The sequence below is a fragment of the Rhizobium sullae genome (assembly GCF_900169785.1).
Classification (GTDB): Bacteria; Pseudomonadota; Alphaproteobacteria; order Rhizobiales; family Rhizobiaceae; genus Rhizobium; species Rhizobium sullae.
Window position 1 is genome coordinate 125,350 of sequence record NZ_FWER01000012.1, and the last position, 13,212, is coordinate 138,561.

A 13,212-nucleotide genomic window follows, 5' to 3' on the forward strand; every position below is an offset into this window, starting at 1 on the left:
GGCCTAGAGAGCGATTATAGTCCTGATTTCGTCGTAGCCTGCTCGCAGACCATCATGATCCCGTTTGATAAGGCCTGCCTCCGAGAGGATTTCCACATCTTCGTGGACGCGGCGATAATCGCGCTTCAGGCTTTTCGCCAAAGCGGAAATGCTCGTCTGAGGATTGCGGTGCAGATGGCGGAGAAGTTCAAGCCGCTTTGCAGTCATAGTTCGCGAGAAAGCCTCCCACCCGACGAAGGTAAGATGATCCTCAGTGACAGGTGCGCCCATCTCGGCCTTGTGCCAGGCATCAGTGACGCGCCTTGCGACATCCTCAAAGGAGGAGCCGATATGCAGTTCTATATCCTTGCTCATATCCGTTCTCCTCTCAGCTTTTCCACGTCGCTCCGGAAATCTGCGAGCATCTGCTCGATCGAGATAAATCCATAGCGTTCTTCGTGCTGATCGTAGTGCCGGTGATCGCCCTTGCCCCGCTCATTGTCATAGCAAATCAAACGCAACGCGGGCTTTCCGTAGAAAAGCAAATACTTCAAAAAGTGCTTGGAGCCTGGCATTTGCGCCGGCACACGCCACACCTTGATATCGATGATCGCGCCGTCGCCAAAAACGATCCGTTCGCAAACGACGCGCTCAGCCTTCATAGGTACATTATGACATCGTCCGCCATATGTCGTCAATCGACATAAAGTTTTTGCTATCCGTGAATGGTCATTGCCGCTAGTTTCGCCCTTGCAGTCCCCTTCGGAGAACCGCCATGTCCTTCTTCCCCGGTAAAGACCCACTGCCTGGTGACGCCTTCGCCTGCGACGCCATCGAGAATCTGATCATCCCGCGGACCAGCGACATCGGCGGTTTTCAGGTGCGGCGCGCGCTTCCGACGCGGCAGCGGCGGCTGGTCGGGCCGTTCATCTTCTTCGACCGGATGGGTCCGGCGATCCTGAAGCCCGGCGAGGCGCTCGATGTGAAGCCGCATCCGCATATCGGTCTTTCGACGGTCACTTATCTCTTCGATGGCGAAATCCGGCATCTGGACAGCCTCGGCACCGAAAAGATCATTCGCCCCGGTGACATCAACCTGATGACGGCCGGGCGCGGCATCGTGCATTCGGAGCGCACGCCCGACAATCTGCGTGGCCACCCGCTGCTGATGTCGGGGCTGCAGACCTGGCTGGCACTGCCGGACGACAAGGAGGAAATCGACCCTTCTTTTGTCCATACTGAGAAAAGCGAGATGCCGCTGATCGATGAACGTGGCGTGAGAGGGCGCGTCGTCATCGGCTCCTTCGAAGGCATGACGGCGCCGGTCAAGGTGTTTTCGGACACGCTCTATGCCGACCTCGATATTGAACCGGGTGCGAGGTTCCCCTTCGGCGCGGCTCATGAAGAGCGCGCGGTCTATGTGCTTTCGGGCGAGGTCGTCATTGCCGGCGACCGTTTTGCCGCAGACCAGCTGCTCGTCTTCCGGCCAGGCGACGCGATCACGCTCGAAGCAGGCCCTGCGGGCTGTCATCTGATGCTTTTCGGGGGTGCGGCCCTCAACTCCAGGCGCTACATCTGGTGGAATTTCGTTTCCTCCTCCAAGGAGCGGATCGAGAAGGCGAAAGAGGAATGGCGCACCGGCCGCTTCGATATCGTACCGGGGGACGAAGAGGAATTCGTGCCTTTGCCTGAAGAATGAACTCCTTTAGAATTATGGGGTTGCGGTTCTTGAAATGCACTTGTTTTGCCGCAATCTAGTCGAATAAGCAAAGCCAAGAACCATAAGAAAGAGCTCCCGCCCGTGACACATCAGCCGAAAACCCCGCTGCTCGACCAGGTCAAATATCCCGCCGACCTGCGCAAGCTCGAGGATCGCGACCTGCCGCAGCTTGCGCGCGAAGTCCGGGATGAGATGATCGATGCGGTCTCGCGCACGGGTGGCCATCTTGGCGCAGGCTTGGGCGTCGTCGAGCTGACAATCGCCATCCACAGCGTCTTCGATACGCCCGAGGACCGGCTGATCTTCGACGTCGGCCACCAATGTTATCCGCACAAGATCCTCACGGGCCGTCGCGAGCGCATCCGCACACTGCGCCAGGAAGGCGGCCTCTCGGGCTTCACACGGCGCGCGGAGAGCGAATACGATCCCTTCGGGGCGGCGCACTCCTCGACCTCGATCTCCGCCGGCCTCGGCATGGCGGTTGCCGCAGAACTCAGCAACACCGACCGGCGCGTGATTGCCGTCATCGGCGACGGCGCCATGTCGGCCGGCATGGCTTACGAAGCGCTGAACAATGCCGGCGCACTCGATGCGCGGCTGATCGTCATCCTCAACGACAACGACATGTCGATCGCCCCGCCGACGGGGGCAATGAGCGCCTATCTCGCCCGCCTCGCCTCGGGGCGGACGTATATGGGCTTCCGCGATTTCGGCAAGAAGCTGACTGCCTATCTCGGCGAGAAGGTCGACCGGGCGCTCACCCGCGCCGTCGAACATGCGCGCGGTTATGTGACCGGCGGGACGATGTTCGAGGAAATGGGCTTTTACCATATTGGCCCGATCGACGGCCATTCCTTCGAGCATCTGCTGCCCGTGCTGCGCAATGTGCGCGACAACGCCGAAGGTCCGGTCCTGATCCACGTCGTCACGCAGAAGGGCAAGGGTTATCCGCCCGCCGAAGCAGCAGCCGACAAGTATCACGGGGTCAACAAGTTCGACGTCATCACCGGGGCGCAGGCCAAGGTGAAACCGAATGCGCCGAGCTATACGAGCGTCTTCGCCGAAGCGCTGGTGCAGGAGGCGACGCTCGACGAAAAGATCGTCGGCATCACGGCGGCCATGCCGAACGGCACGGGCCTGGACAAGCTCGCCGAGGTCTTCCCTGCCCGCTGTTTCGATGTCGGCATTGCCGAGCAGCATGCCGTCACGTTCGCCGCCGGCCTTGCCACCGAGGGGTACAAACCCTTTGCAGCGATTTACTCTACCTTCCTGCAGCGCGCCTACGACCAGGTCGTCCATGATGTCGCAATCCAGGGCCTGCCGGTCCGTTTCCCGATCGACCGCGCCGGCTTCGTCGGCGCCGACGGCCCGACGCATGCGGGATCGTTCGACACGACTTTCCTTGCGACACTTCCCGGTTTCGTCGTCATGGCTGCGGCCGACGAGGCGGAGCTGAAGCATATGGTGCGCACGGCAGCGGCTTATGACGAAGGCCCGATTTCCTTCCGCTACCCGCGCGGCGAAGGCGTGGGGGTCGAGATGCCCGCGCGCGGCGAAATCCTGCAGATCGGCAAGGGCCGCATCGTCAGGGAGGGCACCAAGGTTGCGCTGCTCTCCTTCGGCTCGCGGCTTGCCGATTGCCTGCTTGCCGCGGAAGACCTTGAAGCCGCCGGCCTTTCGACCACGGTTGCCGATTCGCGCTTCGCCAAGCCTCTGGATCATGACCTGATCCGCCAGCTCGCCCGCCACCACGAAATGCTGATCACCGTCGAAGAAGGCGCCATCGGCGGCTTCGGCAGTCATGTGCTGCATTTCCTCGCGACCGAAGGGCTGCTCGAAAGCGGCCTGAAGGTCCGCTCGCTCACCATGCCCGACATGTGGATGGAGCAGGCAAAACCCGAGGTGATGAACGCCCATGCCGGCCTCGACCGCGCTGGCATCGTATCGACCGTCTTCCGCACGCTCGGCCACGGCGCCGCCGTGGGCGTTGCGGGCTGACGGCAAGCGCTAAGAAAGGCAAAGGGCAGTGCAGCATACACCGCACTGCCCTCATCCGACCCTTTAGCTACTTTCTCCCGCCTGGAGACGGGAAGCCAATCAGAATTCCGTCCAATCGTCCTGGACGGCCGCGGCGGTTGCCGCCTTGCCGCCGAAGGCGCTGGCGAGCTTGCTGGTCAGCGCGCGAGCAGGCGATGCGACAGGGCGGGCGCCGGATTGTGCGGCAACTGTACGGGGCGTGGCCGCAGGTGCTGTCTGGCCGAGCTTGAACTGTTGCAGCAGGGCGTCCAGCGCGTGGGCTTCTTGGGCGAGCGAGTGGCTTGCTGCCGTCTGCTCTTCAACCATAGCGGCATTCTGCTGCGTTCCCTGGTCCATGTTGTTGACGGCGGTATTGATCTCCTGCAGGCCGATTGACTGTTCGCGCGTTGCCGTGACGATCGCACCGATGTGGCGGTTGATCTCCTGGACCTCGCTCACGATCTCGGCGAGCGCCTTGCCGGTTTCATCGACAAGCGAGACGCCGGTGTTGACGTGATTGCCGGAGGTATTGATCAGCGCCTTGATCTCCTTCGCCGCGTTGGCGGAGCGCTGAGCCAGTTCACGCACTTCCTGGGCGACGACGGCAAAGCCCTTGCCAGCATCGCCGGCGCGGGCGGCCTCGACGCCTGCGTTGAGCGCGAGCAGGTTCGTCTGGAACGCGATGTCGTCGATGACGCCGATGATGTTGCTGATCTCGCTCGACGATCTCTCGATCTGCTGCATGGCGGTGACGGCCTTGCGGACGACATCGCCGGAGCGCTCGGCGCCGAGACGCGCACGCTCGACCAGATGGCCGACATCTTCGGCGCGCTTGGCGCTGTCGCGGACGGTCGTCGTAACCTGCTCAAGTGCCGCGGCAGTTTCCTCGACGGCAGCGGCCTGCTGCTCGGTCCGGCGAGCGAGATCGTCGGCGGCAGAGCGGATCTCACCGGCGCCAGCATTGATCGCGGAAGCGTTGCGGCCGACCGCTTGCAGCGCCGACTGAAGCTTCTCGGCCGCATGGTTGAAGTCGTTTCGCAGGCTGTCGAACTGAGCGGAGAACTGCGCTGCAATGCGGCTTGCGACATCGCCGTTGGCAAGGTTCGAAAGACCGCTTGCGAGGCCCTCGATCACGATGCGAATTTCGGCCGCCTCGCGGGCCTTCTCCTGGTCGGAGAGCTGGCGCTGGCGTTCGGCCTCGTCGCGCATGCGGTCCGTCTCGCCGGAAAGGCGCTGCTTTTCGATCGCGGCTTCCTTGAAGACGAGCACTGATTTTGCCATCAGGCCGACTTCATCGCCGCGGTCGAGCGCGGGCACGTCGATATCGTTATGGCCAGCCGCCAAGCGGCCCATGGCCGCAGTCATGCCGACGATCGGCTGTGCAATGGTGCGTGATAGAAGCCATGCCAGCACGGCTGCGGCGAGCGATGCGGCGATGCCGCCCGCAATCAGGGTAAAGGTCAGATCCTCGTTGGCGTCGAGCTGGGATGCAGCAAAGGCCGCCGACTTTTCTCGGGCGACTGCCTTGATCTTGGCCGAGGCCTGACGGAAACCGTCGAGCTGTCCCTTGGTGGCGTTCACACCGATCTTGACGACGTCAGCGATCGGCGTCTCGGTTTCCTTGCGGGCCTTGGCCTGCGGTTCGGCAAGTTCGTGGAAATAGAGATCGGCGGCCTTCTGCATGCCGTCGATCATTCCGACCAATTNTGGCCTGCGGTTCGGCAAGTTCGTGGAAATAGAGATCGGCGGCCTTCTGCATGCCGTCGATCATTCCGACCAATTCCACCTCGCCTGCAGCCGTCTGCTTGGCGGCGGCAATCGCCTTCAGCATCCGCTCGCGATTGGCGAAGAGATCGCCATAGGTGCTATCGCTGCGGAAGAGGATGAAGCCGCGCAGGTTGACGGCCTGCTCCAGCATCGCCTGCAGCGCATCGTCGATGTGATCGACGAGAAGCTGCGATTTCTCCTGTTCGGCGGCGGCAGCGGCTGAGGCGCTTGCCTTGCTGTACACATAGGCTGAGACGGAAACGAAGATGAGGATCAGCGCGGCAAATGTTGCGGCAAGCTTTCCCTTCAAGGACATGTTGGCGAACACCGGTCAACTCCTGACAAAAACGGCGAAGCGGGCCGCGCGGGACGCAGCGGCACAGCGAATGAATCTGAACATGATCTGCAGGTGGAGGTTATGATGCCATCATGGCAGGAAACGGCCGGGTGGACCGCTGCAATCGCGGCAAAGCTACGTGGGCGGGCTTTAAATTTGTTTAATCCGCGCTGCATAAAAATTGGGGTGCCGTTATGTGCGGCCGTTGGCAGACCCCGCGGTCAGCACGGCCACGGCAACAAAAGGCTTGCAAGCAGCGGCTTTGCCGGTCATGGACAGCCAATGTCTAATCAGAACACCCAGCGCCTCGACCAGCTTCTCGTCAGCCTCGGCCTTTTTGCCAGCCGCTCACGGGCACGCGATGCCGTAAGCCGCGGCACCGTGAAGGTTAGCGGCGCTGTCGTCACCAAGCCGGGCGCGCTCTTTGCCGGCGATGCCGTAATCGAGATCGATGATCCTGCACAGGATTATGTCTCCCGTGCCGCGCTCAAACTCATTGCGGCGCTCGATCATTTCCATCTCGATCCGGCGGGCCACCACTGTCTCGACGTCGGCGCTTCGACGGGCGGCTTCACGGAAGTGCTGCTGGAGCGCGGTGCAGTGCATGTGACCGCCATCGACGTCGGTCACGGGCAGATGCACCCGCGCATCGCAAGCGACCCGCGGGTCAGGAATATCGAGGGGCTGAACGCCCGAAACCTAAAGGCAGAGGAAATTGGCCGGCCGATCACCTTCGTCGTCTCGGACGTTTCGTTCATTTCGCTTAAGCTGGCGGTGGCGCCTGCGTTGCAAATCGCCGAGCCCGGCGCGGTTGCTGCGCTGCTGATAAAGCCACAATTCGAGGCCGGGCGCGAAGCGATCGGCAAGGGCGGCCTGTTGAAGGACCCCTCCTCCGCGCGTGCGGTTGCCGACGAGCTCGGGCGCTGGTTCGCCAAAGACATGGGCTGGAAGAGTCTCGGGCTCATCGCCTCGCCGATCGCTGGCGGCGACGGCAACCAGGAATTTCTACTCGCAGGAACGAAGCCGTGAGCACCGAAACAATAACGATCCTAAAGCTCGGCGCCCAGGGCGACGGGATTGCCGACGGCGCGGACGGCCCGATCTACGTGCCTTTCTCGCTGCCTGGCGAACGCGTGGCGATCGCGCGCGTCAAGAACCATGGCACGATCATGTCGATCGCCAAGCCTTCGCCCGACCGGCAGGAGCCGCCCTGCCGCCATTTTGGCCCGGACGGTGTCAACGGGACCTGCGGCGGCTGCACGCTGCAACACATGGTCGATCAGTCCTACCGGGCCTTCAAGCGGCAACTGGTGCTCGATGCGCTGAAATCGAAAGGCATATCGGCCGAGGTAGGCGAGCTCGTCGCGGCGCATCCCGGCGAGCGGCGGCGCGTCGTCTTTGCGGCACGCAAGACCGAGAAGGATATGTTGATCGGTTTCAACCAAGCCGAAAGCCACCACATCGTTGCGATCGAGGAATGTCCCATCTCGTCGGCAGCGATCCTCGCGCGGTTGCCGGCGATCAAGGCGATTGGCGCGACACTTGCGACCAGCGCCGAAGCCTTCCGCATTTCAGTTCTTGAGACACTGTCCGGGCTCGATCTCGCCGTCGACGGGATCCAGAAGCTGCCGGACCCGCAGCGGCGCAAAGCGATCGAAACCGTGCTTGGCCTTCGCGGCATCGCGCGCGTTTCGGTGAACGGCGAAATCCTGGTCGAGCCGTCCAAGCCGACCGTCGATTTCGGTGGCGTGCAGGTCTCGCCGCCGGCTGGCGGCTTCACGCAGGCGACGAAGCCAGCCGAAGAGGCGATGGCCGATCTGGTACTTGCCCATGTGGGCAAGGCAAAGCGCATCGCCGACCTCTTTGCAGGCGCCGGCACCTTTTCCCTTCGGCTTGCCCGGATCGGACGCGTCCATGCCGTTGAAGGCGACGAGAAAGCCCTTTCCGCACTCGACCAGGCAGCGCGCAGGACGCAAGGCCTGAAGCCGGTCAGCGTCGAGAAGCGCGATCTCTTCCGCCGCCCGCTGATGACGTCCGAGCTGAAAGTCTATGACGCGGTGGTCTTCGATCCGCCGCGGGCCGGAGCGGAACTGCAGTGCCAGGAGCTCGCTCGCTCGGCAGCGAAGAAGATTGCCGCCGTCAGCTGCAATCCGGTGACACTGGCGCGCGATCTCGCCATACTCATCGAGGGCGGGTACCGGATCACCGGCGTCACGCCGATCGACCAGTTTCTCTGGACCTCGCATGTCGAGGTGGTGGCGACGCTGGAAAAATAGACGCTGGCCGCTCGGCCATTGCGATCGAGCGCGCAAACAAAAATGCCCGCGGCGAGCGCGGGCACCTTCTGGTTTGAAGCGTCAGGATCAAGCAGCGCGGCGGCTGGCCAAAGCCGTCGTTGCGCGTCCCCCGGACTGCAGGTTGAACTGCGCCAGAAGCTGCATCAGCTTTGCGGCCTCCGTTGCGAGACCGTGGCTTGCTGCCGTCTGCTCTTCGACCATTGCGGCGTTCTGCTGCGTGCCCTGATCCATCGTGTTGACGGCTGTATTGATCTCGTGAAGGCCGGTCGATTGTTCGCGAGTGGCGGTGACGATTGCGCCGACATGACGGCTGATTTCCTGCACCTGCAGAACGATCGCCTCCAGCGCCTTGCCGGTATCGCCGACCAGCGTTACGCCGGAGCGAACCTGGGAATTCGAGGCGGTGATCAGGCTCTCGATCTCCTTTGCCGCCTTGGCGGAACGCTGCGCCAGTTCGCGGACTTCCTGCGCGACGACGGCAAAGCCCTTGCCTGCCTCGCCGGCACGCGCGGCCTCGACACCGGCATTGAGTGCCAGAAGGTTGGTCTGGAAGGCGATGTCGTCGATGACGCTGATGATGCTGGAAATCTGCTCGGATGACTGCGCGATCCCGTTCATCGCGACGACTGCCTTGCGGACGATCTCGCCGGACTCTTCGGCGCCGGCGCGCGTGCGGTTGACGAGATTGCCGGCTTCCTCGGCGCGGCGGGCGGTGTCCTTGACGGTCGTCGTGATCTCCTCGAGAGCCGCAGCGGTCTCTTCGACCGAAGCGGCCTGCTGCTCGGTGCGGCGGGCAAGGCCATCGGCGGCCGTGCGGATTTCCGAGGCACCGGCGTCGATCGCATGTGCGTTGTGGCCGACCGTCTGCAGCGCTGCGTGCAGCTTGCCGACGGCCGTGTTGTAGTCGCTGCGGAGACGGTCGAGATGTGCGGCGAACGGCGTTTCGATACGGTGGGCGAGATTGCCCTCCGAAAGCGCACCGAGTGCTCCAGCCAGCGCATCGACGGCGGTGCGGATTTCCGTTGCCTCGCGCGCTTTCTGCACTTCCCGGTCCTGACGCTCGCGCTCAGTCAGCGCACGGCCGGTCTCGGCCTCGCCTTCCAGACGCTCGCGATCGATCGCATTATTCTTGAAAACGGCAACCGCTTCGGCCATCGAACCGATCTGGTCGCGGCGCTCCTCGCCGGGAATGGTGGCGGAGAGATCGCCAGCGGCCAGCTTCTGCATCGCAGCCGTCATAGCGGTGACCGGACGGATCACGAGGCCGTGCAGCAGCCATGCCATGGCGGCGATCATCAGACCAACGGCAAGAAGCGTGGCGATGGTCGCGGCGATACGGAACTCGTCCAGAGACGCGAAGGCCTTGTCGCTGTCGACGACGAAGCCGAGATGCCACTGAACTGTCGGGAGGCCATCGACCGGCAGGAAGCTGATGAGAACCGGCTTGCCGTCGAATTCGCTCTCGATCAGGCCGGAACCGATCGACGGCGTTGCATTCGGGAAGGTATCGGCAAGCGTCTTGGTAACGAGCTTGGCATCCGGATGGATGAGAATCTGGCCGCTCTTGTTGACCAGGAAAGCCATGCCTTGGCCGCCGAGATCGATCTCCTTGATCATCTTCACCATGGTATCGAGCGAGAAATCGCTGCCAACGACGCCGGCCAGCTTGCCGTCGCGCTTGACCGGAACGGCGGCGCTGATGATGAGATCACCGCTCGAGGCGTCGGTATAGGGCTCGGTCAGCACAGGCGCGCCGGCTTTGACCGCGTCCTGATACCACGGGCGCTTGCGCGGATCGTAGTCCGCCGGGAGCGGCAGGTCCGGCCAGGAGGTGAACACGCCCTGCTCATCGCCCAGGTAGGTGCTGACGAACTGCTTCGTCAGGACGTCATTCTGCAATACGCTGACGACACCGGCGCGGTCGGCAGCCTTGGCGGAGGCGTTTGCGACCATGGCAGTCAGCGTGACGCGGCCGTTCATCCAGTTGGCAAGGCTGCGTGCGGCCTGCTCGCCGGAAGACTGGATATTCGCTTCGATCGAGGCCGTCGTGACACTGCGCTGGACCGAATTGATGTAATAGGAAAAGGCGGCAAAGGCCGCGAGAACGACGGCGGACGCGGCGACAAGGATGCGCGTCATCAAATTCGTTTTCTTTTTCAAGATAGGTTCCTTTCGGATCGACTGCCGTCCCGCCGGCGCGCAGGCATGCGGGCGGGAGCGCTGAACGGGTAGAGGGCTCATGGAGACAAGGCTGCGCAAAGCGCCTCATGCGCCCGGACGACCGAATGGAATCAACTCGTCACCCCCTGATTATTAGGGGTTGCTTAAAACAGGCTTAAAATTTAGCAGATATCCTTGCTTCGGCATCACCGGCGCATGAAGGCCTCGAAGGCAGCACGGGCTTCCGCGCTCTTCAACTGTGCGGCAAAATGCCGGGCCTCATCATCGATGCGCTCGATGATTTCCCCACGATCGCCGCGGATGAGATTGCGGGCGATCTTCAAGGCCTCCGGCGGCTTGGCAGCGAGTTTTGCGGCAGCTGCAAGTGTGAGAGATTCGACGTCAGGCGCGGCACAGACTTTCCAGAGCAATCCTGCGTCCTTAGCCTCCCCCGCCGAGAAGGCTTCGCCGGCAGCGAGAAGCGCGAAAGCGCGCTGATGACCCATGATACGCGGTGCAAGCAGACTGGAGGCGGCTTCGGGCACGAGCGCCAGATCGACGAAGGGCGTGCGGAACTGGCTGCGGTCGGAGGCGATCGTCAGATCGCAATGCATGTGCATCGTCGTGCCGATGCCAATCGCCAGCCCATCGACGCCGGAGATCAGCGGCTTTTCGGCATTGACGAGCGCATAAAGGAAATCGAGAAGCTCATGGCCGAGGCTGCCGCCCATCGCGGCCGCAAGGAAATCAGCAATATCGTTGCCCGCCGAAAAGGCGCCTTCTGTGCCGAGGAAGACCGTCGCGCGGACGGCACTGTCCTCGTTCGCGGCCTTCAGCGCTTCCGTCATCCGCACATACATGGCGCGGGTGATCGCGTTTTTCTTTTCCGGACGGTTGAAGCGAATGATCTGGACGCCGGGATGGTCGGCGGATTGTTCGACGACGATGTGATCGGACATGATGATCCTCAGGCAAGAGCAATGCGGGCAGCGGCGAGGCTTGCTGCGCCGTTGACGACGCTATCCCTCAACGCCGCGGTTTCCGGCAGTAGATTTTCTGCGGCGAAGCGGCAAAGGGCAATGCGGCTTTCGCCCGCGCCGTCAGACACCCCGGCAAGCCCGCCCTTGGCGAGATAGCAGCCGGTCAGGACAAGGCCGAAGAGGCGCTGGTAGGGTGTCGCGCCGGAAAGGGCTTCTGCCAGTTTGCCGTCCGCCTGCGCCTTCAGCAGCCAGCCAGTTGCCTGTTCCAGATCGGCGATGGCCGCATCAAGCCGCGACGCTGTTTCGCCGAAGCTATCGAGGTTGGAACGGCGCACCTGATCGGCGGTATCGCGAAGCTCGGCGATGAAACCCTTGACTTGGCCGCCATTCGAAAGCGGCAGCTTGCGGGTGACGAGGTCGATCGCCTGGATGCCGTTGGTGCCCTCGTAAATCGGCGCGATGCGGGCGTCACGCAGGAAGCGGGCGGCGCCTGTTTCCTCAATGAAGCCCATGCCACCATGAACCTGGATGCCGAGCGAGGAGACATCTACGCCGGCATCGGTCGAGAAGGATTTGGCGATCGGCGTCAGAAGCGCAGCGCGCTCCTGCCAGTGCTGCTTGTCTCCACTCGCGCGATGCGACATGTCGATCGCGTGGGCGCAGACGTAGGAAATGGCGCGTGAGCCCTGCGTCAGCGCCTTCATCGTTAACAGCATGCGGGCGACGTCCGGATGCTCGATGATCGGGCTCATGCCGCTGCCGGTCCAGCCAGGTGCCCTGCCCTGCGTGCGCTCCTTGGCATAGGCGAGTGCCTTCTGCGTTGCGGCTTCGGCGATCGCGACACCCTGCATGCCGACCGTCAGGCGGGCATTGTTCATCATCGTGAACATGCAGTTGAGGCCCTTGTTCTCCTCGCCGACGAGCCAGCCGACCGCACCTTTCTCCTCGCCGAACCTGCCGTCACCGTAGATCATCGTGCAGGTGGGCGAGCCGTGGATGCCCATCTTGTGTTCCAGTGAATGGCAGAAGAGATCGTTGCGGCGTCCGGGCAAACCATCACTGTTGACGAGGAATTTCGGCACAAGGAACAGTGAAATGCCGCGCGTGCCGGCCGGTGCATCCGGCAAGCGGGCAAGAACGAGGTGGATAATGTTATCGGTCGCGTCGTGCTCGCCCCAGGTGATGAATATCTTCTGGCCGAACAGGCGGTAGGTGCCGTCGACGCGCCGCTCAGCGCGGCTCTTCAGGCCGCCGACGTCGGAACCCGCATGCGGCTCGGTGAGGTTCATCGTTGCGGTCCACTCGCCGGAGACGAGCTTCGGCAGATATTTGCTCCGAAGCTCCTCACTGCCGTGAGCGCTCAGCGCCTCGATCGCTCCCATGGTCAGCGTCGGGCAGAGCGCGAAGGCGGTCGCACCGGAATTCCACATCTCAAGCGCGGCAACGTTCAGCATGTTGGGCAGGCCCTGGCCGCCATATTCCTCGGGGGCCGAAAGACCGTTCCAGCCGCCGGCGATCCAGTCCTGATAGAGCTTTGCCCAGCCGTCCGGGGTCTTCACGTTGCCATCGACGAGACGAGCCCCCTGGCTGTCGCCGATCTCCGCCAGCGGAGCAACCTCTTCCGTTGCGAAACGGCCGGCCTCGCTCAGGATCGCATCGACGAGATCTTCGCCGAGATCGCCAAACAGGCCCTTATCGATCGCGTCGCTCAGTCCTGCGACATGTTTCAGGGTGAACGCGATGTCCTCGACGGGCGCCTTGTACATATCATCTCCTCGCATCTCAAACGGAACCATGGTTCCGCGCCTCCGGTGGAAGAGCTAATTGATTTTTACGTAAACGTCAATTTGGAATCCGTGTTCCTGCATTTGGCGATATTTTGCCGTTTACGGACCTTCGCACTTGCACAAACAACCGTCATGGAGAATCTCTACGAAGACTGATCGCATCGAAAGG

Annotated in this window: 9 protein-coding genes and 1 pseudogene; 4 read left to right on the plus strand and 6 right to left on the minus strand. The window is 62.6% G+C overall.

Translation table 11 applies throughout. The features are described from left to right. Window positions 1-3 precede the first annotated feature (3 nt). Together BN1800_RS12810 and BN1800_RS12815 are read right to left on the minus strand one after the other, a co-directional pair. Entirely contained in the window at window positions 4-354 is a 351-nt protein-coding gene (locus tag BN1800_RS12810) for an HVO_A0114 family putative DNA-binding protein (protein WP_086997968.1), read from the minus strand. Beyond that, window positions 351-641, minus strand: coding sequence for a toxin-antitoxin system TumE family protein (locus tag BN1800_RS12815; RefSeq protein WP_027507742.1), 291 nt, complete (start codon window positions 639-641; stop codon window positions 351-353). Before BN1800_RS12815 ends, BN1800_RS12810 begins: the two co-directional genes overlap by 4 nt. 113 nt (window positions 642-754) lie before the next feature. Here BN1800_RS12815 and BN1800_RS12820 point away from each other — a divergent pair, with 113 nt between their 5' ends. Then, on the plus strand, window positions 755-1,678 hold the full coding sequence (locus BN1800_RS12820; RefSeq protein WP_086997971.1) for a pirin family protein: 924 nt from the start codon (window positions 755-757) through the stop codon (window positions 1,676-1,678). Window positions 1,679-1,780: 102 nt separating this feature from the next. Then, the gene (gene dxs / locus BN1800_RS12825; RefSeq protein ID WP_027507744.1) at window positions 1,781-3,697 is read left to right on the plus strand and encodes a 1-deoxy-D-xylulose-5-phosphate synthase; all 1,917 of its coding nucleotides are present in this window, start codon (window positions 1,781-1,783) and stop codon (window positions 3,695-3,697) included. Between the two features lie 99 nt (window positions 3,698-3,796). Here dxs and BN1800_RS12830 read toward each other — a convergent pair. After that, window positions 3,797-5,798, minus strand: a pseudogene (locus BN1800_RS12830) (methyl-accepting chemotaxis protein). A gap of 303 nt (window positions 5,799-6,101) precedes the next feature. Between BN1800_RS12830 and BN1800_RS12835 the strand changes: the two are divergent. Then, complete coding sequence (locus BN1800_RS12835) at window positions 6,102-6,848, plus strand: TlyA family RNA methyltransferase (protein WP_086997974.1); 747 nt, start codon at window positions 6,102-6,104, stop codon at window positions 6,846-6,848. Continuing rightward, window positions 6,845-8,095, plus strand: coding sequence for a class I SAM-dependent RNA methyltransferase (locus tag BN1800_RS12840; protein WP_086997977.1), 1,251 nt, complete (start codon window positions 6,845-6,847; stop codon window positions 8,093-8,095). The genes BN1800_RS12835 and BN1800_RS12840 overlap by 4 nt, the downstream gene beginning before the upstream one ends. 87 nt (window positions 8,096-8,182) lie before the next feature. Here BN1800_RS12840 and mcpU read toward each other — a convergent pair whose 3' ends face one another. The 3 genes from mcpU to BN1800_RS12855 form a co-directional block, all read right to left on the minus strand. Beyond that, window positions 8,183-10,276: a methyl-accepting chemotaxis protein McpU gene (mcpU, locus tag BN1800_RS12845; RefSeq protein ID WP_086997981.1), complete on the minus strand. Its 2,094-nt coding sequence runs from the start codon at window positions 10,274-10,276 to the stop codon at window positions 8,183-8,185. 206 nt (window positions 10,277-10,482) lie between these two features. Beyond that, on the minus strand, window positions 10,483-11,235 hold the full coding sequence (locus BN1800_RS12850) for a crotonase/enoyl-CoA hydratase family protein (protein ID WP_027507749.1): 753 nt from the start codon (window positions 11,233-11,235) through the stop codon (window positions 10,483-10,485). Window positions 11,236-11,243: 8 nt separating this feature from the next. Then, window positions 11,244-13,022 (minus strand): acyl-CoA dehydrogenase family protein, encoded by a 1,779-nt coding sequence (locus BN1800_RS12855; RefSeq protein ID WP_086997984.1) that lies wholly within the window; start codon window positions 13,020-13,022, stop codon window positions 11,244-11,246. Window positions 13,023-13,212 lie beyond the last annotated feature (190 nt).